Consider the following 26,606-nt stretch of genomic DNA (forward strand, 5'->3'; position numbering starts at 1 on the left):
GACCACAATTGGGCGGCAGTGTCCGGGGCAACCGATACGACAAACCAGAGGTTCCGCCACATCATGACCGACGAGACGAGCGATCATACGGTCGATCTGAGTGACCCTTCCGAATATGAGGACATCGTCTCTCAGCGCGCCATCGCCTTCTGCCACCTCGCCAAAGTCGCCGACTCCGTCCGCGACGAGCAGGTCAAGGAGCAGTGCCTCATCATGCTGCGCAAGCTCAACGCCAGCATAAGGGCGCCCTCGACCGCGGAGGTGCGATCGATCGATGGCGGACAGCTCTGACGCCTCACCGACCGAGCCGGGTCGTGATCGCCAGCTGCGCCTCGGCCAGCCGCGCGCTGAGCGCCCGCCGCCGCTCTGGCTCCGCCAGGGCGGACTCATAATCTTCGGCCGCGTCGCCGAGCGCAAAGGCGCCGATGGCGCGCGCCGCGCCCTTGAGCGTATGGGCGAGGTCCAGGCGCGCCTTGTCGGAGGCGGCCGCCGCCAGCCTGCCGTCGAACTCGCCGGCCTGGGCGAGGAAAAGCGTCAGCAGCTCGGCTTCGAGCTCCGCATCGCCCATCGTCTGGCGCGCGAGATACGCCCAATCGACGGCGGCGGGCGCGCCTTCGGGATTTTCGCCATCCGTCATTCTACGTCTCCGATCGGCCCTTCGCGGAAAAGTCTCGTTTTTCCTGTGGATTGCGTCGCATGCCCGCGCGGGGCCTCGGCGATTGCGCTCGCCGGGCCGAATCGGGCGTCGTATTCTTATTCGAATCAATCTTATGTAAGCATTGCTTCGGATTTTCGGCCAGGCCACAGGTCGCCCCTTTTGCTCCGCTCGAGGCGGAGCGCCGAGCATCTTCCTCCGGTCGCGTTAACGACGATTTCGATTGGCCGTCCGCGCCCGTTTCATTTGCGGGCCGACGGCGGTAATATTTGGTTAATCTTTTCTGCTCGATGTGAACGGCGAAAAAGCGTGAGCGGCGTCATAAAACGGAACCATGACCGCTCGGAGAGGTGACGATGGCGAAATCGGGCAAGCCCCAGGACGCGGCTATCGCTGCGCTGTCGGCGGTCGAAGAGGCGTTGAATCTGGGCTTGGAGCCCGCCGCCGAGGCCGCGACGGAAGCGGGCGAGAAAGCCGCGTCGCCGGCCGAGGCGGGCGCCAAGCCCGCCGATAAGGCCGAGGGCAAGAGCCAGGCCAAGACGGCCCCCGGCTTCAACTTCAGCCTCCCTTCCTCGCGGCGCCAAGATGCGCGCGATGCGGCGCGGGAATCTGCGCGTCCTACAGAAGGCGCCGCGCCCGCGGCCGGCCGTTCGGCGGCCAAGCCGCAGGTGGCCCCCGCCGGCGCGCCCGCCAATGACGATCGCCAGACCGTCGGCGAGCTGCGCGCCGCGCTGCAGGTCCGTCCCAACACCGCCATTCTCGGCTACACCTTCCTGTCCATCGCCGCCTGGGCGGTGCTGTGGACTCTGTTCGTCTATTTCAATCAGGGCGAGATTCTCGACCGCGAGAACGGCTCCTTCCTCGCGCCCAAGCCGGTGCTGACGCTGCTGGCGCTGCTCGCCCCCATCGTCTTTATTTTCGTGACCGGCGTGATGGCGCGCCGCGCCCATGAGATGAAGCAGGTCGCCAATTCCATGGCGGAAGTGGCGATAAGGCTGATCGAGCCGGAGACCATCGCCACCGAGCAGATGGTGACGCTCTCGCAGGCCATTCGCCGCGAGGCCGCCTCCATGGGCGACGGCATAGAGCGCGCGCTGGCGCGGGCCAGCGAACTCGAGATCATCGTACGCACCGAGGTCTCCAATCTCGAGCGCTCCTACTCCGAGAACGAGCGCCGCATTCGCGTGCTCATCGACGAGCTGACCCGCGAGCGCGAGGCGATCCTCGTCAACGCCGACAACGCCCGCACGGCGCTGCTCGGCGCGCGCGAGTCGCTTTCCGCGGAGCTGCAGACCAGCTCCTCCCATCTCGCCGAGACGGTGAGCGAGGCCGGCGGCCGCGTGACCGCCGCGCTCGGCTCCAAGGGCGAGGAGATTCGTCTGGCGCTGGAGCGCGTCGGCGACGGCTTCAATTCCACGCTCTCGACGCGTGGCGAGGACATGGTGCAGCGTCTCTCCGTCGCCGGGGAGACGATCGCCGTCAGCCTCACTCTGGCATCGGAGGAGGTCACGCGGCGCTTCTCCGACGGCATAGCCGAGGCGGATCGCAAGCTTCAGGAGCGTGGCGACGCGCTGGCGTCCGATTTCGAATCGCGCGGCGCCTATGTCGTCGATCGGCTCGATTCCATCGGCGGCCATCTCGTGCAGGCGGTGGGCGAGCGCGGCGAGAGCTTCGTCGATCGTCTCGCCGAGACCAGCGGGCGCGTCGACGAGGCGATCGAGACGCATGGCGGCGCGATCGAGCGTTCTCTGCTGTCGGCTTCTGAGAATCTCGCGACGCAACTCGCCGAGAAAGTCGCGGCGACCGAATCCGCCTTCCGCACGGCCGGCGACCGCCTCGCCGAGCTGCTCGAGGAAACGCGCGAGCGCGCCCGCGCCGAGCTGGAGGCGCATGGCGGCGGCCTCAACGAGCGCTTCGCGCAGACGCTCGCCGAAAGCGCCAGCGCCTTCACCGAGCAGGCCGACGCTCTGCACGAGCGTTTCGCCGCCGTGGCCGGCGAGGCCATCGCGGCCATCGCCTCGCATGGCGATCGCGTCACCGAGACGCTCGCCGACCGCCTCGTCTCCTTCGAGGAGAATGTCGTCGTCCAGGGCGGCGAGATCGCCACGCGCTTCGCCGAGCAGAGCGAGCGCATCGGCGCGTCGCTGACGCAGGGCGTCGCGGAATTCGAGCAGAGCGTCGCGCAGCGCAGCGCCGAAGCGACGGCGCGCCTCGCCGAGGAGGGCGCGCGTCTCGGCCAGACGGTGGCCGAAGGGCTGGCGGCCTTCGAGGAGCGTGTGACCGGCCACAGCGACGAGGTCGCGGCGCGTCTCGTTCTGCATGGCGACGCCATCGGCTCCGCCGTTGCGGAAGGTCTCGCGGCCTTCGAGGAGCGCGTCGCCGGCCGTAGCGACGAAGTGGCGATCCGCTTGCTGATGCAAGGCGACGAGATCGGTTCGGCCGTGGCCGCCGGCCTCGCCTCTTTCGAGGAGCGCGTCGCGGGCCGCAGCGAGGCGGCGGCGGAGCGTCTTTCGGTCCAGGGCGAGACGATCGGCTCCGCGGTGGCCGCGGGTCTCGCGGCCTTCGAGGAACGCGTCACCGGCCACAGCGAGGAAGTGGCGGCGCGTCTGGTTCTTCATGGCGACACGATCGGCTCCGCGGTGGCGGAAGGTCTCGCGGCTTTCGAGGAGCGCGTCCTCGGCCACAGCGAGGATGTGGCGACGCGTCTCGTCACCCATGGCGATGCGATCGGCTCCGCGGTGGCGGAAGGTCTCGCCGCTTTCGAGGAGCGCGTCGCCGGTCGCAGCGAGGATGCGGCCGCGCGTCTTTCGACGCAGGGCGACGCCATCGGCGCCGCATTGGCGGCCAGCCTCGCGGCTTTCGAGGAGCGCGTCTCCGGCCAGAGCGAGGATGTCGCGGCGCGTCTCTCCGCGCATGGCGACGTCATCGGCTCGGCGGTCGCGGAAGGCCTCTCCGCCTTCGAGGAACGCGTCATCGGCCATAGCGAGGATGTCGCCAATCGTCTCGCGTCGCATGGCGACGCGATCGGCGCGGCCGTCACCGAGGGCCTCGCGGCCTTCGAGGAGCGGGTCGCCGGCCAGAGCGAGGATGTCGCGGCGCGTCTCGCGGCGCATGCCGATGCGGTCGGCGCCGCCGTCAACGAAGGGCTCGCGGCTTTCGAGGAGCGCGTCGCCGGCCAGGGCGCCGCGGCCGCCGAGCGCCTCATCGAGGAAGGCGCGCGCATCGGCCTCTCGGTGTCGGAGGGCGTCGCCGCTTTCGAGGCGCGCGTGCTCGGCCACAGCGAGGTGGTCGCCGATCGTCTCGTCGCGCAGGGCGACGCGATCGGAGCCGCGGTCTCGGAAGGCCTCGCGGCCTTCGAGGAGCGCGTGACCGGCCACAGCGCCGAGGCGACGGAACGTCTCATCGCCCATGCGGAGCAGATCGGCTCCACGGTTTCCGGCAGCCTCGCCGTCTTCGAGGAGCGGGTCCTCGGCCAGAGCGAGCAGGCGGCCGAACGTCTCGTCGTCCATGGCGACGCCATCGGGGTCGCGGTCGCCGACGGCCTCGCGGCTTTCGAGGCGCGCATACTCGGCCATGGCGAGGATGTGGCGCAGCGCCTCGTCGCCCATGGCGACACGATCAGCGGCATCGTCACCGAAGGCCTCGCCAAATTCGAGACGCGCGTGCTCGGCCAGAGCGAGGAGGCCGCGGCGCGGCTCACCGCTCACGGCGACGCGCTCGGCCTCGCCGTGGCGGAAGGCATCGCCGCTTTCGAGGATCGGCTCTCGCAGCAGCATGAGGCGACGCTGTCCAGCCTCGAGGAGCAGAGCGCGCGCGCGACATCCGCCGTCGCCGGCGGGCTCGAGGCCTTCCGCGAGGCGGTCGTGCAGCAGAGCGAGGAAACCGCATCGCGCTTCCTGCAGCAGGGCGAGCGCGTCGGCCAGGCCATCGCCGAAGGGATCGCCTCCTTCGAGGAGCGCATCGCCGGCCGTGGAGACGAGACCGTCCTGCGCCTGGTCGAGCGCGGCGACGAGATCGGCGCCTATCTCTCCCAGGGCCTCGCGGCCTTCGAGGAGACGGTGGTGCGCCATGGCGACGAGGTGGCGACGCGCGTCACCGAGCATTCCGATCGCATCGCCTCCGTGCTCTCCGAGCGGCTCACCGCTTTCGAGGAGCAGGTCGTGCGGCAGAGCGGCGACGTCGTCGCCCGCGTCACCGAGCAGGCGGAATGGGTCGACGGCGTGCTGGTCAATCGGCTGGACGCGCTGGAGGAGGCGACCGCGCAAGTCTCCCGCACGCTCGAGGAGACGCAGAGCCGCGCCGAGCAGGCCTTCACGGTCGGCGGAGCCGCGCTCGAGGCGGGCCTCGCTGCGAGCGTCGCCGATGTCGCCGCGACCCTCGCCGAGCAATCCGCCTCGCTGCAGGAGCGTTTCGCGGTCACGGCCAGCGAGGCCGCGCTCGCCATCGCCACGCAGGGCGAGCGCATCGAGGAAGCGCTCGCCGGCCGCATCGCCGCTTTCGAGGCCATGGCGCTCGATCAGGGCGGCGCGCTGGCCAATGCGCTGACGGCGAGCGGCGAAGGCCTCGCGCGCGACGTCGCCGAGCGCCTCGCTTCTCTCGACGAGACATTGCGCGGCCATTCCGCGCGTCTCGCGGCGCAGATCGACGAGCATACGCAGCAGCTCGCGGCCGAGCTCACCGAGCGGCTCACCGCGGTCGATTCGGCCATTGTCGAGGAAGGCTCCGCGCTGGTTTCCGCCATCGCCGCCAATGGCGAGGGCTTCACGCGCGAGATCGGCGATCAGCTCGCCGCTTTCGACGAGGCGCTGCGCAATCGCGGCGGCGAGCTCAGCGCGCAGATCGGCGAGCATTCGCAGCGGCTTTCGGCCGAGCTTTCCGAGCGTCTGGCGGCCGTCGATTCGACGATCGTCAACGAAGGCGCGGCGCTGGTGGCGGCCATCGCCGCCAATGGAGAAGGCTTCACCCGCGACATCGGCGATCAGCTCGCGGCTTTCGACGAGGCGCTGCGCAATCGCGGCGACGAGCTCGGCGCCAAGCTCGGCGAGCATTCCGAGCAGCTCGCGGCCGAGCTCACCCTGCGTCTGACCGCGGTCGACTCGGCCATCGTCAACGAGGGCGCCGCTCTGGTGGCGGCCATCGCCGCCAATGGCGAGGGCTTCACCCGCGACGTCGGCGAGCAGCTCGCGGCCTTCGACGAGGCGCTGCGCAATCGCAGCAATCTCATGGCGGCGCAGATCGGCGAGCATTCCGAGCAGCTGGCGGCGGCGCTCGCCGAGCGGCTCTCTGCGGTCGATACGACGATCATCGACCAGGGCGGCGCGCTGGTCGCGGCTCTGGCGGCGAGCGGCGACGGCGTCGCCCGCGGCGTGGAGGAGCAGCTCGCCGCTTTCGACGAGCGCCTGCGCCATCACGGCGGCGAGCTCGCCACGCAGATCGGCGAGCGCTCGCAGCAGCTCGCCTCGGCGCTGGCCGAGGGGCTTTCGGCGGTGGACACGTCGATCGTCGATCGCGGCGGCGCGCTGATCGCGGCGCTGGCGGCGAGCGGCGAGGGGGTCACGCGCGGCGTGGAGCAGCAGCTGGTCGCTTTCGACGAGCGCCTGCGCCATCAGGGCGGCCAGATCGCGGCGCAGATCGGCGAGCATTCGCAGCAGCTCGCGGCGAGTTTGGCCGAGCGTCTGGCGGCGGTGGACGCGGCCATCGTCCAGCAGGGCGGGGCGCTGGCCGATCGTCTGGCGGAGCGCGCCGACGAGATCGCGGCGCGCATCGGCGATCAGTCGCAGCGCCTGTCGGAGGATGTCGGCCAGCGGCTGGCGGCCATAGACAAGACGATTTCCGGCGACGGCACGGCGCTGGTCGAGCTGCTCGGCGCCCGCGCCGAGGAGATCGCCGCGGTCATGTCGTCGAAGATCGAGAGCTTCGAGACCGTCTCCAACGCGCGCACGCGTCAGGCGGCGGACCGCATAGACGCGCTGGTCGGGCGGGTCGACTCCGGGCTCGATTCGGCCGGCAAGGCCTTTCAGGACACGCTTGCCCGCCATGCGGTGGAGGTCGCGCGCGCCATGGGCGAGGGCGGCCGCGAGGTCATTCGCTCGCTGGACGAGAAGGTCAAGGATATCGATGCGGTGCTGCTCGCCCGCTCGACCCAGCTCACCGAGACGCTCTCCTCCAAGGCGGAGGAGATCAATTCCACGCTCGGCGGCCGCGCGGAAGAGATCGCCGGCACGCTGGACGGACGCATCGGCGTCTTCGAGAACAATGTCGTCGGCCGCCTCGATGCGGTCTCCGGCGAGATCGGCGAGCGCAGCCGCGTCGTCGTCGAGACGATCAACGCCCGCATAGAGGAGATCAACGCGACGCTCGCCTCGGCGCGGCGCGATCTCGACACCACTCTGCACGCCCGCACCGGCGATCTCGGCCAGGCGCTCACCGAGCGCGTCGGCGAGATCAGCACAACGCTGGAGCAGCGCCTCACGCAGATCCAGACGACGCTCGGCGATCGCGGCGGCGAGGTGACGCGCGAGCTCGCCAATGTCGGCGAGCTGGTCGCCCATGCGATCGAGAGCCGCGGCTCCACCATCGTGCAGCATCTCGGCGAGAAGCGCGTCGAGCTGGCGGCGGCGATCGACCAATCGGCGGAGGAGCTGAAGAAAGCGCTCACCGAGGGCGCGGAAGGTTCCGTGCGGGCGCTGCTCGACGTCAATGACAAGCTCCGCGCCGAGCTGCCCGAGGTGCTCGACCGTCTCGGCGAGACCAATTCCTCGCTGCAGACCATCATCTCGACGGCGGGCGGCAATCTCGCCAATCTCGACAAGGAGCTCGGCGGCAAGCTGCGCGAGTTCCAGGGCGCGATCGAGACGGTCGCGCAACATATCGCGACGGTGGGCGAGGTCTCGAGCGGCGTGATGCGCGACGCCGGCTCCGTGGTCGGCGCGATGGAGACGCATCAGCAGAGCCTGACTCAGAGCGCCGAGCGGCTGGCGCAGAGCCAGTCCGAGCTGGACGCGGCGCTCGACGCGCGCCGCCGCTCGCTGGAAAATCTCGTGCTGCTGGTCGAGGACAAGCGCCGGGATTTCGAGGACACGGTCGCCAATTTCTCCGGCCTCGTCGAGGAGAACTTCCGCCGGGTCGAGGAGCGCGCGCGCGACGTCGGCGGCTTCATCGCCCAATCGACGCAGGAGACGGCGGAGCTGGTCGACGAGCGCTTTTCCGCCGTGCGCGACGCCGCCTCGCGCGAGCGTGAGGAGACCGCCGCGGCGCTGCGCGCGGCCTATGATCAGGCCAATGACGAGCTGGCCGAGATCTTCGGCCGGGCGACCGAGAAATTCGCCGCCGCCGCGACCGAGATTCGCGGCATGTCGGCGGAGATTCAGAGCGAGCTGGAGCAGACCCGCGCCGAGCTGCGTCGCGGCGCGCAGGAATTGCCGCGCGAGACGGCCGAGCAGGCCGCTGCGCTGCGCCGCGTCGTCGGCGAGCAGGTGAAGGCGCTCAACGAGCTGACCGATATCGTCGCGCGCTCGGGCCGCGCCTATGACATAGCAGAGCCGGTTCCGGCGGCGGCCCCCGCCGCTCCCGCGCGTCGCGGCTTCGAAGCCCAGCCGCAGCCCGCGCCTGCTCCGATCACGCCGGCGCCGCCCCCTCCGCAGCCGGTCGCTCCGCCCGCCTCGCGCGCGCAAGAGCCGAGCTGGGCCAGCCGCGCCCCGCGCGAGGAGCCGCAGCGCAACGCGCGAGCGATTCAGGCGCCGCCCCCGCCCCCGCCGGCTCCTCAGGCGCGGCCCGTGGCCTCGGCGACCGAGGACGGCTGGCTCTCCGATCTATTGGCGCGGGCCTCCCGCGACGAGGCTCCCGCCGCCGCGCCGCCGCGCGCCAACACGGCGGCAGGCCGGGCCAAGGCCGCCGGCGCTCTGGACAATCTCACGCTCGACATCGCCCGCATGGTCGATCATGCCGCAGTCGGCGAGTTCTGGGATCGCTTCCAGCGCGGCGAGAAAGGCTTGTTCACCCGCCGGCTCTATAGCGCCCAGGGTCAGCAGACCTTCGAGGAGATTCGTCGCCGCTACCGCGTCGATCCCGATTTCCACGCCACCGTCGATCATTATGTTCAGGAGTTCGAGCGGCTCGTCGCCGAGACCAGCCGCAATGATCGCGACGGCGCGCTGACGCGCGGCTATCTCACCTCCGACGCCGGCAAGGTCTACACCATGCTCGGCCATGCGGCGGGCCGTTTCGAGTGACGCTCCCCGCCCCGGCGCCGCAAAAGCAGGCGCCGGGGCGGGCCATGGCGTCGTGATCGGTATCCCGTAACCTGTAATCCGTGTCCGCTTTCTGCCGGGTCGCCTCGTGGCCGGACAAGACGCGCCTTTTTTTGTTCCAAATCGACAAAACTTGTCGGTTTGCGTACTCGATTGTGACATTTTCGCCACTCTCGAAAGAGAAAAAGCGCCGAAACCCGGATTCTGCTCGAGATCTAGGCAATTGCTTCCCTGTTCCGCTTGAGTGCCTACGCGCTTTATCGCAACAATCGCGACGAGAACGATTCCAGTATCGGGGAGCCTAAGACTATGAAATCCGTCCTGTTTGCCGGCGTCGCCGCGCTCGCGCTCTTTGCGAATGGCGCCTATGCCGCCGATGATGCGAAGACCGCCAAGCCCGAGCCCGCCAAGCCGCTGGTCGCTTGGCCGGAGCCGAATCTCGACGTATTCGACGCCGGCTTCGACTACGCCTATGGCGCGAAATTCATGTCGGACTATATTGTCCGCGGCATTTCCAACAGCGCCCACCGCCCGGCCGGCAGCGTCTATGAGGAGCTGCGCTACGGCTGGTTCTACACGGGCCTCGCCGCCACCAATGTGACGCTGGCCACGAGCCCGCTCGCCGAGATCGACATCACCGCCGGCATCCGCCCCACCTGGGGTCCGCTGACGCTGGACTTCGGCGCGATCTACTACGCCTATCCGAGCAACCATCAGCAGTGGTTCATCGGCGGCGCGATCCCGGTCACGACGTTCAAGAACTCCTACACCGCCCTCCCCACCACGGCTTTCGACCCGAGCTATGTCGAGATCTACTTCAAGCCGAGCTGGGCGGTGAACGACTATCTGACGGAGCGCTTTGCAAAACCGGCGAACCCGTGATTCTCTGGGGCGTCCGAGGGATGTGAGTCACCGATGTCACGCCGCAACTTCAGCCAACCTTCGCTCGCCGACGCATTCGTGAAAGCCTATTCTCGTCCTGGTGGGTTTCTGGAAGATATCGCCAAGACGTTCGAGTGGAGCGCGTTCGACGTTATTTTGCGTCCGCTGCATTCTTCGAGCGACGGCGCGCCGGCCTATCCGCCACTGACCATGTTCAAGATCGTGCTGTTGCAGCAGTGGTATGGGCTGTCCGACCCCGCCGCCGAGGAGGCTGTGCGCGATCGCCTGTCGTTTCGGCGCTTTTGCGGGGTTCCGCTGGACGAGGAGACGCCGGACCATTCATCGATCTGGCGGTTTCGTCAGCGGCTCGCCAAGCTCGGCCTCGACGAGAAACTACTTGCCGAGGTCAATCGACAACTCGACGCGCGCGGGCTGATCGTGAAGCGCGGCACGCTGGTCGACGCCACTATCATCGCGGCCGCCGTGAAGCCGCCGCCCCACGACGAGGGGCAGGTCAATCCGCGCGACCCGGACGCGAGCTTCACCAAGAAGAACGGCGAGACCTACTTCGGCTACAAGGCGCATCTGGCGGTCGACGAAGAAAGCGGCATCGTGCGCCAAGCGGAGATGACGAGCGCCGATCTGCACGACAGCCAGCGCGGCGAGGCGATGATCCAGGGCGATGAAGAGGCCTATTACGGCGACAAGGCATATGATAGCGCAGCGCTACGCAAGGCGTTGAACGACAAGAAGATCGACGACAAGATCGCCTATAAGGCGAAGCGCGGAGCGCGACAGCCGGACTGGCAGAGATGGTTCAACAAGACGGCGTCGAGCGTTCGCGTCGGCGTCGAGCGCGCCAACGCGACGATGAAGAACTGGTATGGGATGGCGCGAGTACGCTACCGCAGCCTCGCGCGCAACAATTGTCATCTTCAGTTCGTCGTCATGGCGATGAACATGAAGCGGGCGCGGGTTCTCGAAGCGGCGGCATGACGCCGCGAGGGGAGAGGTGTGTCTCGAACCGGATAGGGATGCGAAAAATGACCGGCTGACGGCGCAGAGCATTGCGCCAGATGGCGCGCGGGCGCATCAAAGCCCGTCGATTGCGGCCGAAAAACCGTAAACGCCGAGACCTCGGCTATTCTGCGAAGCGCTCCTGACGCTCGGTGGCCAGATCGCCTATGCTCCGAACTGGAACAACTATAGCGCCCACGCGCTGTATTCGGAGATCAACGCCAAGGTCGTCCCCTTCGCCAACACCGATTATTCGGGGCTGTCGCTCTCGGGCGCCTTCGGCCACTATTACATCGGCAATTCGAGCCCGGCCTATGGCGGCAGCTATATCGATCCGGACTATGCCTTCCTGGCGACCGGCATTCTCGGCACCAAGGGCTTCAAATTCGCCAGCTACAACACCTGGAACGTCGGCGCGTCCTATAATTGGAACGTGGTGACGCTCGACCTGCGCTACTACGACTCCAATCTGACCCGCGCGGGCTGCTTCCTGAACACGTCCGACCCGGCGGGCAATTACGTGGCCTCGGTGAACACCATCACCGGCCAGAGCTCGTCGAGCTGGTGCGGCGCGCGCTTCGTCGCCTCGCTGTCGATCGACTTCAGCTCGGCGACCTTCAAGTAAGCTTTCGCCGGCTCGCCTGACGAAACGGACCCGAGGCCACACGGGTCCGTTTTTTTGTCCGTCACTGCGTGAGGATTTCGACGTCGCGATCCTGCGTCGAGGTCACTTTGAACGTCGTCTGAAAGGTCTTGCCTTCGCGGCGGGCGATGGCGACATATTCGCCCTCCGCCAGCGCCAGCGACGGAAAGGCGCCGATTAATTCGCGGATCACGTCACCGCCCGGCGTCAGCACGGAGAAGGAGGTGTTGGCCAGCGCCTCGCCGCCCGGCGCCTTCACCAGCTTCAGCGTCATGGTCGCGGCGCGATGGCGCAGCGTCGCCTCCGTCACCTTGCCGGCCGGCACGCGCAAATCGGCGGTGACGACAGAATTGGTCGTGTCGCCCTGCGAGCCCTGGCTCATATCGAGCAGCGTCGAGACGATGTGATAGGCGCCCTCCGGCAGGCACAGCACCTCGCCGGAGCGCGCATTGGCCAGCACCAGCTTGGCCTCGGAGTTTCCTCTTTCCGGCACATAGATGGAAATGGCGAGCCGTTGCGCGGGCAGCTGATTGTCTCCCAGAGTGTCGATGAGCTTCAGGCCGCCGGCGTTGAGCGTCAGCCGCTCGCTGACATTGCGGCCTTCCATGACCACGCGGCGCGTCGCGCCGGCGAGGCCGAAGGCGACATGGACGATATAGGCGCCGTCCGGCAATTGCTCGGAAAAGCTCGCCTCGCGCGATTCCGCGACCAGCTTGCGGGAGCCGTCCGGCTGCGCGGCGTCCTCGAAAATCCGCCAAACCAGTCCGCTGCGCAGCGCGGTCATATCGCTCTGCGTCAGCACGGCGGAGAGGCGCAGCGTCGCGCCAGCAGCGGGCTTCTCCTCCTCCGCCGGGGCGGATGAGGGTGCAGGTGCAGGCGCGGCGGGCTTGGCCGAGCGACCCTTCTGCTGGGCGGGCGGAGCGGCGGTCTGGGCGGCCGAGCAGCCGACGCCGGCGACGAGCATCGTCGAGGCGAGCAGCAGCCGCGAGGTGTGGAGGATGAGAAGCTTCATGCGCCGCAAATTGGAGGGGGGCGAGACGCCCGGATTCGACAGCCTATTGTGACGCCCGTCGTCCGCCCTGTCACTCCTCGTGATGAGCGAGCAGGGTGGAGGCGGCGGAGGCGAGATTGGCGACGGAAAACGGCCGAAATAGGAATTCCACCCGATGCCGTCCCTTGGCCGTCGGCACGCCGCGGAACAGAATATTCGCCTTCACGATCGGCGCCGGCGCGCCGTCGATCCGCGCCTCCCAGCCCGGATAATAGAGATCGTGGAGGACGAGCAATCCGTCCTTGTCCGATTCGACGTCGATGAGAATGCGCTCATTCTCATAGGAGACGATGGTCGCTTTTCCCTCCGGCCCTCCGGCCGTCGCCGGATCGGCGAGGGCGGCGTCGAGCCTCGGAATGTCCGTCTGATCGACCAGCGCCTCACGGGCGCCGTCGAAATCGGGAATATTGTCATCGGCGATCGCCGCGTCCGAGTCGACGCCCGCGACATGGGTCGCGAAATAGGCGCGTGGCGCGGCGCGGCCGAGCTTGTAGACATAGATCTGGTCGGAGACGAAGATCGGCAGGGCGTTGGGTCGCGGCATATGCCGCGGCATGCGCGCCAGCGGGCGGCCGAGCACTAGATAATCGAGGCCGAGCAGCCGCGCCAGCTTGCATCGATAGCCTCGGAACGTGCCGGGATAATGCCGCAGATTGGGATCGACGGCGTTGTCGCCCGGCCCGACGGCGCGCTCATAATCGGCGATGCGCAGCGGATTATAGCCGAGCGTGTCCTCGAGGCCGAGAATCATCGAGGCGTTCTGCCAGCCGCCCGGCAGGCCGAGGATTTCGACGCGCGGGCGCTCGCCCTTGGCGGCGCGCTCGGAAATATCCTTGCGCAGCGCGGCTATGGCGCCGCGCTCGGCGGGAGAGGCCTCGTTGAGAATGGAGTAGCGTGTCGCCGGCTCTGCGTTCAGCGGATCGGCGGCGTTGCGCCACAGCAGCTCGCCTCCGGTGGCGGCGACGAGAAGAATGGCGACGAGGCCGCGCTTGCCGAATTTATCGCCGAGCCGGAGAGCCGCCGCCACAGCGCCGGCGGCGCCCAGCGACGCCGCCACGGCGATGAGCGACTCGACGCCATGGCCATGGGCGAAGGAGAAGGCCAGTCCGCCGAGGATCAGCGCGAGGGTGACGCCCACCGCCGCGGCGGCGAGCCCATGGGCGAGAGCGGGCGGCATTTTCTGAAAGGGGCGCGGCGCGCCATGGGCGACATAGCGATGCAGAAGATAGGCGGCGCTGAGCGCGAAGCCGGCGTTGAGCAGAAAGGCCGCGTCCGCCGGCCGGCGATACAGCGACACGCCGGGGAAGAAATCATAGATGGCGGAGAAGACGGGCGTCCAGCGGCCGAGCGTGTAGATCAGCGCGGCGGCGAGCATGTAATGGAAAAAGCGCATCTCCTTGGCGAAGATGCGCCCGCCCGCGAGCCCGTGCCAAAAGCCGAGAACGACCGGGGCGGCGCCGATGAAGAGATAGTCGATCGCGCGATCGGTCCAGTCCGGCGCGGCCATTGTGTCATAGCTCGGACCCCAATAATCATAGCTCTTGTTCAGCGAGCCGAAAATATCGGGCGCGAGCAGAGTGGCGAGATTGACGGGCGCCAGCGAGCCGGCCGCCGCCACGCCGAAGGCGATGCCCGGCCGATTGGAGGCCGCCAGAAATTGCAGCGTCAGCAGCACGGGAACGGCGAGAATGGCGCCCCCCGTCGCGCCCGCGGCCAGCAGCGCCGGCCAGCGGCCGAGCAGATAGTCCAGCGGCCGGCGGGAGACCGCGGCGGCGTAGAGCAGGCGGGCGATCAGCACCAGGCAGAAGAGATAGGCGACCTGATCGCGTCCCAGCGCCATGAGGCTGGCGAGAATTCCAAAGCCGACGCCATGGAGCAGGCGCGGGCGCTCCAGCATCACTTCCAGCATCAGCAGCGCGAGCGGGAAGAAGCTGTAGGAGATGATCATCCCCGTATGCTGGAGCCGCGAGGCGGCGACCCCGCCCAGCATGAAGATCATTCCCGCCAGCACCGAGGCCGAGGGGATGAAGCCGCGGCGCGCGCAGAGCGCCAATATTCCAGCGCCGCCCATCAGCAGATGCGCCAGCACGAAGAGATCGAACTCCTGCATCGTCGCGGCGGGACGCAGCAGCGCGAGGAGGAAGAAGGTCGGCGCGAAGATCAGCGATTGCGGATCGGCGACGGCGGGATGTCCAGCGAAATGATAGGGATTCCAGAGCGGCGCCTCGCCCCGGCGCAACGCCTCGCCGAGAAAGCGGAACATGGGATAGAAGTGGTTCTTCGAGTCCCAAGGCACCACCGCGCCGCTCGCCGCCCATAGGCCGGCGGCCAGCGCCATGAACAGGGCGACGCCCGCAAAGGCGAGGAGGGCGTCTCGGCGCGTCCATATATGGGCGTGGGCGGAATCGGGTCCGGCGAGCGCCCGGCGCGTCTCTCTGAGCGCGAGCGGGGTGTCCTCGGCGGTCAATGCGCCGAGCGGGCGGTCGCTGATCGACATGTTCGAACCTGTCTCGACTATCGCGAGCGCTCTGGCGGCGCCGGCGGGCGGCGTCGCGCGATGGCGGCTCGCCTCACGCGGGAACGTCCGGGCAAGGCGCGCGTCGCCGCGGCGACGGAGAATGCCCGGGCTCTGATGAAAAAAGCAGGATTTGCTGAAAAGCCGGTTCCCGCCCTTTCCGAATTGGCTCAGATTGATTTCACCTTCATGAACTCGTGATGAACGTTCGGGCGCCGCCTTCTATAGCGCAGGCGCGGCCTCGGCGAAAGTCTGGTTTATCGGTGGGATTTGTGTGAGATCGAGGGCGAGCTTCGCGGCGAATCCGTCTCGCCGGGCGGCGCGGCATTCGGCGGCGAGGCCGGCCGCATCGGCAAGATCGGCGAAAGGCGCATCGATCGCCGCGACGCCGGCTGCGGCGGCGCCCAGCAGCAGCAGAGAGCGGGCGATGGCCGAGGGTCCGGCGGCGCCGTCGGACGTAGCTCCGAGCGCGCGACGCAGCGGCTCCGTATCGAAGGCCAGCGCCTCGAGGCGGGAGGAGGCGCCGCCATAGCGCGAAAGCGCGAATAGGGCGGCGGGCGTCTGCGTCGCGAGGGCGATGATGCGCGTGGCGCCGTCGGCCCGGCCGCATTCGGCCTCCGCCACGGCGAGCTTGGCGGAAAGATGCTGCACGCTCGCTCCGCCGCAGGCCTGCGGAAGAAAGACGCCGTCCGCCCCCGCTGCGACGATCGCCGCGAGATCGGCGTCTATGGCGGCTCCGGCGAGTGGCGCGATCAACGCATAGACGCGCAGCCCCGGCGGGCGCGGATGCGCGATGAGCGCGGCCGCCCGCCGCCGCATCGACTCACGGGCAGGGTCCGCGGAATCGCCGAGATCGAACGCCAGCGCATCCGCGCCGCTGGCGAGAGCGGCGGAAAAGGCCTCCTCGCGTGGGGCGATGAGAAGAAAGGACCGCATCTTCGCTGCTTCCGCCATTCGCCGCCGTGATCTTAAGCGGGCATTTACCATAAGTCGCGATTCTGCCCATGATCGCGTCAAGTCCGGTCGAGCACATAGGGCGGAGCCCAGAGCGCCGATGATCGTAAGAAATTTTCTGCAATGGGCGCAAACCGCGCCGACCGCCCTCAGAGTGGAAGGCGCTGCCGCCCTGGCGCGCGCCTATCTGGTGAGCGATCTCGACGCCGCGATGAAGCGCGAGGCGGAGACGGCGCTCGCCGCTCTGCTGGACGATCCCTCTCCGCTGGTGCGCCGGGCGCTGGCCAAGGCCTTCGCCAGCGCGCCCAATGCTCCGCATTCCATCATTTCCGCGCTCGCCAATGATCAATCGGACATCGCCGCCATGGTGCTGTCGCGCTCGCCGCTGCTGACGGAGAGCGAGCTCATCGATTGCGCCGCGATCGGCGACGTCTTCTCGCAGAGCGCCATCGCTCTGCGCGCCCATGTGCCCACCGGCCTCGCCTCGGCCATCGCCGAGATCGGCGCTTGCGAGGCGTTGATCTCGCTCGCGGTCAATCCCGGCGCCGAGCTGCCCGCATTCGCCATGCGCCGCATGATCGAGCGTTTCGGCGATGACGCGCAGCTGCGCGAGGCGCTGCTCGGCCGGCCCTTTCTGCCGCCGGCGGTGCGCGTCGATCTCGTCGAGGCGACGGCGGCGAGCCTCGCCTCCTTCGTGCTGGATCGCGATTGGCTGTCGCCCGAGCGCACCCGCCGCATCATGCAGGAGGCGCGCGACAAGGCCAATGTCGTCATCGCCGCCACGGTGGGCGAGGGCGAGGGCCGCAGAGGCGTGCGCATGCTGGTCGGCCATTTGCGCCGCAAGGCGCGGCTGACGCCGAGCCTCGCTCTGCGCGCGCTGCTCTCCGGCAATCGCGCGCTGTTCGAGGCGACGCTCGCCGAATTGTCCGGCGTGGACGAGGAGAAGGTCGCCGGACTGACGCGCGATTACGACGGCGCCGGCTTCGCGGCGCTCTATGCGCGGGCCGGAATGCCGGCCAATCTCCTGCCGGCCTATCGCGCCGCGCTGGAGGCGCAGCGCGCCTTTGGTTACGCGGGCGCTCCTTCCGGCGCGCGTCTGTCGTTGGCGATGGTGCAGCGCGTGCTGACATCTTGCGATCACGTCAATTCCGGCGAGCTGGATCGGCTGATGGCGCTGCTGCGCCGTTTCGAGGCCGAGGCGCTGCGCGAGGACGCGCGCGAGGCGGCCGCCGCTCTGACGACGCCGCCGCTCGTCGACATGGCGGCGCTGGCGGCGCAGCTGCTCGTCGCGGCGTGAGGGCGGCGGGGCGACGCTTTTTCTAAAACGCGCCGCTGCGTCTCAATAGCCGAACTGCTCGCGCAATATTCGCTCTTCCAGCGAATGGCCGGCGTCGTGCAGGAGGATGAGATCGGCGCCGTGATCCATCTCGATGTCGACCTGCAGCGCGTCGCGGAACTCGTCGTGATCGGCGACGACGGAGACCGGGCGCTTCTCCGCCTCCAGCACCTCGAGCCGCACCTTGGCGGCGTCCGGCAGCAGCGCGCCGCGCCAGCGCCGCGGGCGAAAGGCGGAGATCGGCGTCAGCGCCATCAAAGGCGCGTCCAGCGGCAATATGGGACCGTTGGCGGAAAGGTTGTAGGCGGTGGAGCCGGCCGGCGTCGCCACCAGCACGCCGTCGGTGATGAGCTCGGGCAGGCGCTCCTTGCCATTCACCAATATGCGCAGCTTGGCGATCTGCGAGCTCTGGCGCAGCAGCGAGACCTCGTTGATCGCATGGGCCGCGAATTCGTCGCCATGCGTGTTGGTGGCGCGCATCAGCAGCGGATGGATGATGGAGGGCTTGGATTCGGCGATGCGCTTGCGCAGCCCGCTCTCGCGATATTCATTCATCAGAAAGCCGACGGAGCCGCGGTTCATTCCGTAGATCGGCTTGCCGGCGCCCATGAAGCGATGCAGCGTGCGCAGCATCAAGCCGTCGCCGCCGAGCGCGACGATGCAATCGGCCTCCTCCGGCGGAACCTCGCCATATTTGGCGACGAGCCGCGCCCGCGCCTCATCGGCCTCCGGCGTGCCGGAGGAGAGAAAGGCGAGATGCTTGTGATTGTTCGGCGTTTCGCCGGACTCGGACATGGGTGGACCTGGCTCGGCGGGGCCGCGCTGGCGGCGGCGAAGGCCGAACTCCATACACCCGGCGAAGACGGAAGGAAACGGGAGGCGACGCCGCGCCGCAGGCTCGCGTGAACGCGCGGCGCGACCTTCGCGTCAGAGCTTGCGCGTCGCTTGCGTCAGCCATTTGCGCGTCTTGGCGTCGAGATGCGGCGACAATTCTGCGCGCACGCGGGCATGATAGGCGTTGAGCCAGCGCGTCTCCTCGACGCTCAAAAGCTTCGGATCGACGAGGGCGAGATCGAAAGGCGCGAGGGTGAGCGTCTCGAAGCCGAGCATCTCGCGCTCGGCGCCTTCGATCTCTCGCGTCTCGACGACGATCAGATTCTCGAGGCGAATGCCATATTCGCCGGCGCGATAATAGCCCGGCTCGTCGGAGAGGATCATGCCCGGCTGCAAGGGCGTCGTCCCGAGCTTGGAGATACGTTGCGGCCCCTCGTGGACGGAGAGATAGGCGCCGACGCCATGGCCCGTGCCATGGTCGAAATCGAGCCCCGCCTCCCACAGGCTGCGGCGCGCGAAAGCGTCGAGCTGCGCGCCGCTGACGCCCGCGGGAAACACCGCGCGGGCGACGCCGATATGGCCCTGCAGCACGCGGGTGAAATGCTCGCGCAATTGCCGCGATGGCCGGCCGACGCCGATGGTGCGCGTCACATCCGTGGTGCCGTCGAGATATTGCGCGCCGGAATCGACAAGATAGCAGCCGCGCGAGATGCGCAGATCGCTCGCCTCAGTCACGCGATAATGCGGAATGGCGGCGTGCGGGCCGAAGGCGGAGATGGTGGGGAAGGAGAGATCGCGCAGCTCGCCGCTCTCGCGACGGAAGGTCTCGAGCGCCTGAGCGGCGGAGATTTCCGTGAGCTTGCCTTTGGGCGCCGTCTCCGCGAACCAGGCGAGAAAGCGCGTCAGCGCCACGCCGTCGCGCAAATGCGCGGCGCGCGCGCCCTCGAGCTCTATGTCGTTCTTGATCGCTTTGAGCAGCGCGATCGGATCGTCGCCGAGCTTGGGCTCGCCGCCCTTGGCGCGGAAGAGCTCGACGAGCTTCGCCGGCGCGGTCGCCCCGTCGAACAAGATCGTCAAGCCGCGCGCGCCGGCGTCGGCGAGATCCTCGACGATCTCCGCCGCCTCATAGATATCGACGAGTCCTTCGAGGCTGCTTCTCGTCTTGGCCGAGAGCTTGGCGGGATCGACATAGAGCAGCGGCTTGCCTTCCTTGGGAAGGACGGCGAAGGCCAGCGCGATCGGCGTATAGGCGACATCGGCGCCGCGCAGATTGAACAGCCAGGCGAGCGCATGCGGATCGGAGACGAGCAGCGCATCCGCTTCGCCCAGCGCCTTGCGCACGCGCGCGATCTTCGTCTTGGCGGCGACGCCGGCGAGCCGCGGCGGATAGAGCGAGATCGCGCCTTGCGGCGGCTCCGGCCGGTCGGTCCAAACAGCGTCGATCGGGTTGCGCTCGAGCGGGACCAGCGTGACGCCCTTGCTCTCCAGCGCCTTGGCGTAGCGCTCGATCTGCGCGGGCGTATGCACCCAAGGATCATAGCCGATGCGCGCGCCCTTCTTCGCCGTCTCGGCGAGCCAGCGCGAAGGCGCCGTCTTGGCGATGTCGAGAACGGCGACGCGTTTCGTATCCACCTGCTCGGGCGCCTGCAGCGTGTAGCGTCCGTCGACGAACAGCGCGGCTTTGTCGGCGAGCACGACGACGACGCCGGCCGAGCCGGTGAAGCCGGTGAGCCAGGCGAGGCGCTCCGCCGATTTCGGCACATATTCGTTCTGATGCTCATCGGCGCGCGGGGCGATGAAGCCGTCGATCTCTAGGCGCGCGAGCTCGGCGCGCAGGGCCGCGAGGCGCTCCGCGCTGTCCTGCCCGCAGGCGTCGTCGGCAAAGCTCTGGAATCTGCTCTCGAACATGTCTCGAACCTATGCCCTTCCCCGCTCTGCGGCAATATCGCATCTCATGCGAGCCGCAACGCCATCAGCGCTTCATCGAGATAGGCGCCATTCGCCGTCTTCACGGACGCCGGCTCGACGCCATAGATCGTAAATCCCCAACGCGCGTAGAAACGCAGCGCTCTTTCATTGTTGCGCATCACGGTCAGCGTGACGATCTCATATGTCGCGCGCGCATGTTCCAGCAGCGCGGCCATCAGCGCGTCGGCGCCGCCCGCGCCTCTGTGGCGCTCGCGCAGATACATGCCCCAGAGCAGCGCCTTGTGCTTCGTCTTGGCGCCGGCGAAGCCCGCGAGACCGGCGACGCCTTGCAGCGTTTCGCCCTCGAAAGCGCCGACGACGAAATCATGCGCCAGCCGCGCCGCGACATTCTCGAGCGTGAGATGCGCCTCATCCTCCGGCGCGAAGCGAAACTCCCGCTCGTGCAGGCGAAACCCCTCCTGCCGCAGAGCATGGAACTCGGCGGCGTCGGCGGTCGTGAGCCGTCGGATCGTCAGCGCCATGATCGCGGTCGCATCCTCTTTCGTTCCGTGTCGCGTAGCAAGGCGCGCGCCGATTTGGGAATCGAAGCCGCTTCCTGCGCCTCACGCCTCGCGCTAGAATAACTTTTATGACCAAACTTCTCGACGAGGCCGTCGCGGCGGCGCGCACTCTGCCGGCGGCGATGCAGGACGATCTCGCGCGCGTCATCATGGCGCTCACCGGGGGCGAGCCCGGTCTCATTCGACTGACCGCGGAAGAAGAGGCCTCCTTCGACGAATCTTTCGCCGAGGCGGAGCGCGGCGAATTCGCCACTGAGGAGCAAATCCGGGCCATTTGGGCGAAGCACGGGCTGTGAAGCTGCGTTTCACGCTTCGCGCCGCAGCCGAGCTCGAGCGCGTTCTCGCCTATATCGACGGGCGTTCGCCGGAAGGCGCGCATCGCGTCAAGCGCCGCATTCATAACGTGCTCGAGGCAGTCGTAAGTCATCCGAATGTCGGAGTGGCCACCAGCCGACTCGGCCTCAGGCGTATCGTCGTATATCCTTATCCTTATTTGATTTTCTATCAGGTGACCGCGACAGAAATCATTGTCCATGGCGTTCGGCATGGCGCGCGCGATCCACGCTCCATGCCGAAATGACGCCCTTCCTTCAGTCCTCGTCGTCTTCGTCGTCGGGCAGTCGCCAATCGGGCCGGGGCGCGGCGCCGCCGCTGCGCAGCAGCAGGGTCGCCCAGCCGTCTATGTCGCGGCGCTTCGCCAGCGAAAAGCCCTGCGCGCGATAGGCGGAGAGCACGCCCGGCACATCGCGCGCCAGCAGGCCGGAGAGCACGAGCTCGGCCCCCGGCGCGGCGACGGCGGCGATCTTGGGCGCGAGCAGGCGCAGCGGCTTGGCGAGAATATTGGCGAAGATCAGGTCATAACGGTCCGGCGCCAGCGCTGGATGGCGCACGCCCACGGCGACGACCGGCCGCACCAGATCGCCGACGCCGTTGAAGCGCGCGTTGACGCCCGCCGTCTCCACCGCCACAGGATCGATATCGCCGCAGGCGATGGGCTGTCGCAGCAGGCGCGCGGCGGCGATGGCGAGCACGCCGGTGCCGGTCCCGACATCCAGCACATTCTGCGGGCGTCGCTGCTTGCAGATTTCCGCCAGCGTCAGCAGGCAGCCGAGCGTGGTGCCGTGATGGCCGGTGCCGAAGGCCAGCGCCGCCTCTATCTCAATGCCGATGTCGCTCGCGCCGACGCGGCCGCGATCATGCGAGCCATGGACCAGGAATCGTCCGGCGCGCACCGGCCGCAGCCCTTCGAGCGAAGCGCCCACCCAATCCTTCTGCGAAATCTCGAAAAATTGCGCGGCGGCGGCGGCCTCCGCGCCGGCGGCCACCTCGATCAGCGCGCGAATCTGCGCTTCGTCGGGCGGATCGCCGAAATAGACTTCGACGGCCCAGCTTTTTTCATCCGGCTCCTCGAAAGCCGTGGCCGCGGTCTCGGCCGGGTCGAAAGTCTCGACCACGAGATCGGCGATGGCGCGCGCGGATGTTTGGTCGCAGACGAGGCGCAGGCCGTGGCTGGCGCCATTGGGGGGAAGTCCTTCGAGCATGCGCGCGCTTAGCACGCCCACGCCGCGGCGTCATCCGGCTCTGTCCGCCTAGGTCCGCCAAGGTGCGAGAAGTCGGCGAGCGCTGCGATCAGGGCTCGACATTCGCTAGAATGCTAGTATGCTAGCAATCATGGCGGATGACGAGGTCAAGCAGTTCAACGTGTATTTGCCGCTGGGGTTGATCCGGCGGGTCAAGCACCATGCCATCGAGACGGAGCAATCCCTCTCGGCCTTGGTCGCCGCCGCGCTGCGCGCCTATCTCGACGCGTGCGAGCAACCCGCCCAATCACCAAAGGAGGAGAGCCGAGATGACGACAAAGGGCGTTGAAGCCATTTTCCTGACCACCCACAATTGGGGCAAAGCGGCGAAATTCTTCCAGTCTCTCGGCTACGCGCTGGAGTTCGAGACGGATCACAACTCCGGCCAGCTCCGCAACGGCGCCGGACCTTATCTCTTCATTGCGGAAGTTCCCGAGAGCGAGACGCCGCAGACGCGTCTGGTCCTGAATGTCGCCGACGAGGCGGCGTTTCGCCTCGACCCGTCGATCGACATCGTCTCGCCCTTTGCGGATACGCATTGGGGAACGCGGGAAATGACCATCCGCGATCCCGACGGGCGGATATGGAGCCTGCAGGCGCCAGCCAAACGCTGACGCCGCGAGCGAAAGAGCCGAAGGCGCGTCAGCTCTTCGGCTTCGCTTGAATTTCCTTCTTGCTGAAATTGGACAGCTCGCCCTCGGCGGCGGCCGCCTTGCGCCAGGATTTGGCGATGGCGGGATATTTGATCTCGACGCAGATTTTGGCGACCTGCTGCTGCAATTTCTCGCTTCCGCAGGACGGGCAGACGGGCGTGTCCGAAGCGCTGACCAGCAGTTCGAACTCCGCATGGCAATCTTGGCATTCATAGGAGTAGAGCGGCATTCGTTTCCTCGTCCATTCCTCTCGTCGGCACACAGGCGCCTAATTTTGAAGCAATAACCGTGCCGGCGCCGCGCGAGCAAAAAGCCGATTGGAACGTCTTTCGCTTTGCGTAGAGTGTGCAGCTCTCTTTCAAAACCGCGGGCGCCATGTGCTCAGATCAAAGGACGTCCTCGGCTCGTCTGACGGCCCGTTTCATCCCAACGCTCGAGCAGATCGACGCCGCGGCCTGGGACGCGCTCGCCAATCCGCCCGGCCTCACCGCCGAGGAGGCCGGCGGCGAGCGGCACAATCCTTTTATCTCCAGCGCCTTTCTGCTGGCGCTGGAGCGCTCCAAATCGGTCGGCGGACGCAGCGGCTGGACGCCGCTCTACACGATATTGGAAGACGCCGAGGGCCGCCTCGTCGCGGCCGCGCCCTCCTATGTGAAGATGCACAGCATGGGGGAATATGTCTTCGATTTCGGCTGGGCTCAGGCCTATGAGAACGCCGGCGGACATTATTATCCCAAGGTGCAGGTCGCGGTTCCCTTCACCCCGGCGACGGGGCGGCGGCTGCTCATCGCCCGCGATGCGCCGGAGGGCGCGCTGCCGGGCCTGATCCATGCGCTGCGCGCGCTGCGCCAGGCGGCGGAGGCCTCCTCCATCCATGTCACCTTCGCGACAGAGGGCGAGGTCGGCGCGCTGGCGGCCGAGGGCTTCGCGCCGCGCGCCGGCGAGCAGTTCCATTTCTTCAACGAAGGCTACCGGGAGTTCGACGATTTCCTCGCCGCGCTCTCCTCGCGCAAGCGCAAGACGATCAAGCGCGAGCGCCGCGACGCGCTGGGCGACGACGTCTCGATCGATCTTCTGACCGGCGCGGACATAGAGCCCGCGCATTGGGAGAAATTCTACGCCTTCTATATGGACACGGGCGCGCGCAAATGGGGACGGCCCTATCTGACGCGCGATTTCTTCGATCGCATCGGCGAGACCATGGCGGACCGCATCCTCCTGGTGATGGCGCGGCGCGAGGGGCATTACATCGCGGGGGCGATCAATTTTCTCGGCGACGACGCCATTTACGGCCGTAATTGGGGCGCGCTGGAGGAGCGGCCCTTTCTGCATTTCGAGGTCTGCTATTATCAGGCGATCGAATACGCCATTCGCCACGGCTATAAGCGCGTGGAGGCCGGCGCCCAGGGCGAGCACAAGCTGGCGCGCGGCTATCGGCCCGTCGCCACCCATTCGGCGCATGATTTCGCCGACGCGCGGCTGCGGACCGCGGTGGTCGAGTTTCTCTCGCGCGAGAAAGTGGCCGTGGACGAGGCGATCGCCGATTATGAGGCGAGCCTGCCCTTCCGCCGCGAGGAAGAGGGCGGCTCCGAAGCCTGAAGTCGTCTGATCAGTCCGCGGGCGGGGTTTTCGCCGTTTCTCCCTTTTCCCCTTCGCTCGGCGATTGCGCGGCCGCCTTGCGTCGGCGCAGATTGGCCCTCAGCGCGGCGGCCAGCGCCGCGGCGTTCTTCTTGGGCGGCGGTGGCGGCTGGCGGCGCTTCTTTCCTTCCTCGGTCATAGCGGGGCTCGCTCTTGCGGCTCTATGTCGGTTTCTGCCTCTTCCTCGCGCTCGTCGGGAATGGCTCTGTCTTTGGTTCTACTTCCCGCCGCCCGCGCCGGACAGCGGAGAAATGCCGCTCGCCTTTGGATTCGGCATGCTTTTGGCGGAGCTCGCGGCAGCCCTTTGTTTCGGAGGGCTGGTCAGCGCGGCGTTGGCGCGGCTGACCCGGCGCAGGCGTTAGCCGGCACGAAACTTGCTGCCATTTTGCGCGAGTTCAATCCAGCACGAGTGGCGACGACAATGCAAACGACTTTCATCAGAAATACCGACGATGGCCACAAAGTCGAAGTCATCGGTCCTTATGTCTGTGTGGACGGCAAGCCGGTCGCCGATCGCGTCGTCGAGGTCAAGGACCATCCCAATCGCTTGAGGATCCTGCACACGCTGCCCAACGCCGCCTTCATGGCCGGCCCTGTGGTGCTGACGGCCGAGGAGGCGTCCCTGGTGCGCGGCGCGCTGCTGCAGGCCAAGCCCTCGCCGACCGATCCGGTCGCGATCAACGAGCAACTCCGCAACGCCATCAACATGCGCAATCGCGAGGCGGGTATCGAGTAAGCCGGAGAGGCGGCCCCCTCCCCGACCCTCCCCCGCTTTGCGCACGGCTGTCCGGGGAAACTCAGGCATAGATCATCTCGATCTGGCAGTCGGACTTCCACCGGCTCGGCACGCGATATTTGGGCGGCGGCTCGTCGATCGATGCGACGGGCCGGCGCGCGAACAGGAAGCGGCCAGCCAGCTCGGCGAAGCGCAGCGGCGGCAGAGTGACGCCGTGGCTGTGCGCGGCGATGCGCAGCAGCAGGAAGGCGATCATCGCCGCCAGCAGCTGAAGCTTGATGGCGTTCTCGTTCTTGCCCAAGAACTTGCGGATCGAGAGATGCTGCTTCAGCCAGCGGAACAGCAGCTCGATCGCCCAGCGCGCCTTGTAGAGCGCGGCGATCTCCACCGCATCGCGGGTCATGTCGTTGGTGATCACCTCGATGATCGGCGATTTCGTCCGGCTCGCCGCGTCGCGCTCGATGCGGATGCGGCGCAGGCGCATCCGCAGCTTGGAATCGCCCTTGCTGGCCAGCGCGACCTCGCTGTCCGCGAGCACGGTGAAGCCGTCGCCGCGGGTCTTATCGAGCGGCCGTTCGGCGACGACCTTCAAGCGCGTGTTGGTCTTTGGCCGCGTGACGAAGAGCGCCCCGGCGTCGTGAATGCCCTTCCACCATTTGAAATCATAATAGCCCTTGTCGAAGACATAGGTGGCGCCCGCCTCGATCGGCGTCTTCTTGCCGATGGTGACATCATTGACATTGGCGAGCGTCACCTCGACGCGATAGGGACGGTCGGCCCCGCGATCATAGGCGACATGCATTTTGAGCCCGTGGATGCGGCCGTTGGAGCGGGCGAACGCATGGAACTTGCTCAAAGGGATGGGGGTCGAGTCGATGAGGCGGAGCATCTCGGCTCCCTCGCGCCGCGTCTTGCGGTCGAGCGTCGCGGCGAGCAGAGCGAAGAGATCGGCGAAGACGGCGACGGGCCGGCGGGCGCTGGCTTCGGCGAGCGTCGAGCGCGCGAAACGCCCGACGCCCAGGTGATAATGCCCATTGGCCTCGGCGTTGAAGGCGGCGACGAGGGCGCGCAGGCTGACGACCGCGCCCAGCTGCGCGAAGATCAGCGCCACCAGATGGCTCCAGCTCCTGAAGGATTTGTCGTAGGCGTCGCCGCCGTGACGATCCACGATCTTCTGGAAGCTGCGACGATCGATCGGTTTGAGAAGCTCGACGAAGACGCTATTCTCGAGGCGCATGTCCGGCTCTTTCTTTCTGAGTCTCGACAACCAGAAAGTACCCCGAAACTCTCGGGAAAGCCGGGCATGCGCCCGCGACCTATCGACTCATTCCCCGGACAGCCGTGCGCTTTGCGGGAGAGGGAGCAGTTTCCGCG

The 26,606-nt window shown here is 67.6% G+C and carries 24 protein-coding genes; 13 read left to right on the forward strand and 11 right to left on the reverse strand.

Annotation, left to right across the window (positions count from 1 at the left end):
- Window positions 1-63 precede the first annotated feature (63 nt).
- Window positions 64-291 carry a hypothetical protein gene (locus K369_RS20275; protein WP_018267247.1) on the forward strand — a complete coding sequence of 76 codons (228 nt, stop codon included), beginning with the start codon at window positions 64-66 and terminating at the stop codon, window positions 289-291.
- 4 nt (window positions 292-295) lie between these two features.
- Here the strand turns inward: K369_RS20275 and K369_RS20280 are convergent, their stop codons facing one another.
- Window positions 296-637, reverse strand: a complete 342-nt coding sequence (locus tag K369_RS20280) for an Hpt domain-containing protein (RefSeq protein WP_036293711.1) — start codon at window positions 635-637, stop codon at window positions 296-298.
- Window positions 638-1,011: 374 nt separating this feature from the next.
- Here K369_RS20280 and K369_RS20285 point away from each other — a divergent pair, with 374 nt between their 5' ends.
- The 4 genes from K369_RS20285 to K369_RS24930 all read left to right on the forward strand — a co-directional run bounded on the left by K369_RS20285 (window position 1,012) and on the right by K369_RS24930 (window position 11,428).
- On the forward strand, window positions 1,012-8,886 hold the full coding sequence (locus K369_RS20285; RefSeq protein ID WP_036293712.1) for an Apolipoprotein A1/A4/E: 7,875 nt from the start codon (window positions 1,012-1,014) through the stop codon (window positions 8,884-8,886).
- A 327-nt stretch (window positions 8,887-9,213) separates the two neighbouring features.
- Window positions 9,214-9,786, forward strand: a complete 573-nt coding sequence (locus tag K369_RS20290; protein WP_036293714.1) for a TorF family putative porin — start codon at window positions 9,214-9,216, stop codon at window positions 9,784-9,786.
- Window positions 9,787-9,819: 33 nt separating this feature from the next.
- A complete protein-coding gene (locus K369_RS20295; RefSeq protein WP_051948759.1) occupies window positions 9,820-10,782 on the forward strand; it encodes an IS5 family transposase in 963 nt (320 codons plus the stop codon).
- Window positions 10,783-11,236: 454 nt separating this feature from the next.
- Complete coding sequence (locus K369_RS24930; protein WP_198033167.1) at window positions 11,237-11,428, forward strand: hypothetical protein; 192 nt, start codon at window positions 11,237-11,239, stop codon at window positions 11,426-11,428.
- A 61-nt stretch (window positions 11,429-11,489) separates the two neighbouring features.
- Here the strand turns inward: K369_RS24930 and K369_RS20305 are convergent, their stop codons facing one another.
- Both K369_RS20305 and K369_RS20310 read right to left on the reverse strand, forming a co-directional pair.
- Complete coding sequence (locus tag K369_RS20305; RefSeq protein WP_036293716.1) at window positions 11,490-12,458, reverse strand: hypothetical protein; 969 nt, start codon at window positions 12,456-12,458, stop codon at window positions 11,490-11,492.
- Window positions 12,459-12,528: 70 nt separating this feature from the next.
- Entirely contained in the window at window positions 12,529-14,994 is a 2,466-nt protein-coding gene (locus K369_RS20310) for a YfhO family protein (RefSeq protein WP_198033168.1), read from the reverse strand.
- 60 nt (window positions 14,995-15,054) lie between these two features.
- Between K369_RS20310 and K369_RS26695 the strand changes: the two genes are divergently transcribed.
- The gene (locus K369_RS26695) at window positions 15,055-15,213 is read left to right on the forward strand and encodes a hypothetical protein (protein ID WP_156967996.1); all 159 of its coding nucleotides are present in this window, start codon (window positions 15,055-15,057) and stop codon (window positions 15,211-15,213) included.
- Window positions 15,214-15,234: 21 nt separating this feature from the next.
- Here K369_RS26695 and K369_RS20315 read toward each other — a convergent pair whose 3' ends face one another.
- Window positions 15,235-15,948 carry an aldolase/citrate lyase family protein gene (locus K369_RS20315; RefSeq protein ID WP_036296034.1) on the reverse strand — a complete coding sequence of 238 codons (714 nt, stop codon included), beginning with the start codon at window positions 15,946-15,948 and terminating at the stop codon, window positions 15,235-15,237.
- Between the two features lie 118 nt (window positions 15,949-16,066).
- Here K369_RS20315 and K369_RS20320 point away from each other — a divergent pair, with 118 nt between their 5' ends.
- Window positions 16,067-17,263, forward strand: coding sequence for a DUF2336 domain-containing protein (locus K369_RS20320; protein ID WP_036293718.1), 1,197 nt, complete (start codon window positions 16,067-16,069; stop codon window positions 17,261-17,263).
- A 42-nt stretch (window positions 17,264-17,305) separates the two neighbouring features.
- Here the strand turns inward: K369_RS20320 and K369_RS20325 are convergent, their stop codons facing one another.
- The 3 genes from K369_RS20325 to K369_RS20335 all read right to left on the reverse strand — a co-directional run bounded on the left by K369_RS20325 (window position 17,306) and on the right by K369_RS20335 (window position 20,586).
- Complete coding sequence (locus tag K369_RS20325) at window positions 17,306-18,097, reverse strand: NAD kinase (protein WP_018267239.1); 792 nt, start codon at window positions 18,095-18,097, stop codon at window positions 17,306-17,308.
- Between the two features lie 132 nt (window positions 18,098-18,229).
- Window positions 18,230-20,044, reverse strand: a complete 1,815-nt coding sequence (locus tag K369_RS20330; RefSeq protein ID WP_036293720.1) for an aminopeptidase P family protein — start codon at window positions 20,042-20,044, stop codon at window positions 18,230-18,232.
- A gap of 44 nt (window positions 20,045-20,088) precedes the next feature.
- On the reverse strand, window positions 20,089-20,586 hold the full coding sequence (locus tag K369_RS20335) for a GNAT family N-acetyltransferase (protein WP_036293722.1): 498 nt from the start codon (window positions 20,584-20,586) through the stop codon (window positions 20,089-20,091).
- A 107-nt stretch (window positions 20,587-20,693) separates the two neighbouring features.
- Here K369_RS20335 and K369_RS20340 point away from each other — a divergent pair, with 107 nt between their 5' ends.
- Window positions 20,694-20,921 carry a hypothetical protein gene (locus K369_RS20340; protein WP_036293724.1) on the forward strand — a complete coding sequence of 76 codons (228 nt, stop codon included), beginning with the start codon at window positions 20,694-20,696 and terminating at the stop codon, window positions 20,919-20,921.
- Entirely contained in the window at window positions 20,918-21,205 is a 288-nt protein-coding gene (locus tag K369_RS20345) for a type II toxin-antitoxin system RelE/ParE family toxin (RefSeq protein ID WP_036293726.1), read from the forward strand. Before K369_RS20340 ends, K369_RS20345 begins: the two co-directional genes overlap by 4 nt.
- 10 nt (window positions 21,206-21,215) lie before the next feature.
- Here K369_RS20345 and K369_RS20350 read toward each other — a convergent pair whose 3' ends face one another.
- On the reverse strand, window positions 21,216-22,166 hold the full coding sequence (locus tag K369_RS20350) for a 50S ribosomal protein L11 methyltransferase (RefSeq protein ID WP_036293728.1): 951 nt from the start codon (window positions 22,164-22,166) through the stop codon (window positions 21,216-21,218).
- A 130-nt stretch (window positions 22,167-22,296) separates the two neighbouring features.
- Here K369_RS20350 and K369_RS20355 point away from each other — a divergent pair, with 130 nt between their 5' ends.
- Both K369_RS20355 and K369_RS20360 read left to right on the forward strand, forming a co-directional pair.
- On the forward strand, window positions 22,297-22,494 hold the full coding sequence (locus K369_RS20355) for a ribbon-helix-helix protein, CopG family (protein ID WP_036296036.1): 198 nt from the start codon (window positions 22,297-22,299) through the stop codon (window positions 22,492-22,494).
- Complete coding sequence (locus tag K369_RS20360) at window positions 22,475-22,819, forward strand: glyoxalase/bleomycin resistance/extradiol dioxygenase family protein (RefSeq protein ID WP_036293730.1); 345 nt, start codon at window positions 22,475-22,477, stop codon at window positions 22,817-22,819. The genes K369_RS20355 and K369_RS20360 overlap by 20 nt, the downstream gene beginning before the upstream one ends.
- 28 nt (window positions 22,820-22,847) lie before the next feature.
- Here the strand turns inward: K369_RS20360 and K369_RS20365 are convergent, their stop codons facing one another.
- Window positions 22,848-23,087, reverse strand: a complete 240-nt coding sequence (locus K369_RS20365; protein ID WP_018267233.1) for a zinc ribbon domain-containing protein — start codon at window positions 23,085-23,087, stop codon at window positions 22,848-22,850.
- A 146-nt stretch (window positions 23,088-23,233) separates the two neighbouring features.
- Here K369_RS20365 and K369_RS20370 point away from each other — a divergent pair, with 146 nt between their 5' ends.
- Window positions 23,234-24,457, forward strand: coding sequence for a GNAT family N-acetyltransferase (locus K369_RS20370; protein ID WP_036296038.1), 1,224 nt, complete (start codon window positions 23,234-23,236; stop codon window positions 24,455-24,457).
- A 10-nt stretch (window positions 24,458-24,467) separates the two neighbouring features.
- Here the strand turns inward: K369_RS20370 and K369_RS27290 are convergent, their stop codons facing one another.
- Window positions 24,468-24,635 (reverse strand): hypothetical protein, encoded by a 168-nt coding sequence (locus K369_RS27290; protein WP_198033169.1) that lies wholly within the window; start codon window positions 24,633-24,635, stop codon window positions 24,468-24,470.
- A gap of 282 nt (window positions 24,636-24,917) precedes the next feature.
- Between K369_RS27290 and K369_RS20375 the strand changes: the two genes are divergently transcribed.
- Window positions 24,918-25,232, forward strand: a complete 315-nt coding sequence (locus K369_RS20375; RefSeq protein ID WP_018267229.1) for a hypothetical protein — start codon at window positions 24,918-24,920, stop codon at window positions 25,230-25,232.
- A 61-nt stretch (window positions 25,233-25,293) separates the two neighbouring features.
- On the opposite strand, the gene K369_RS20380 is transcribed toward K369_RS20375, so the two are convergent.
- On the reverse strand, window positions 25,294-26,469 hold the full coding sequence (locus tag K369_RS20380; protein WP_036289774.1) for an IS4 family transposase: 1,176 nt from the start codon (window positions 26,467-26,469) through the stop codon (window positions 25,294-25,296).
- Window positions 26,470-26,606: the final 137 nt, after the last annotated feature.

It is taken from the genome of Methylosinus sp. PW1 (assembly GCF_000745215.1).
Lineage (GTDB): Bacteria > Pseudomonadota > Alphaproteobacteria > Rhizobiales > Beijerinckiaceae > Methylosinus.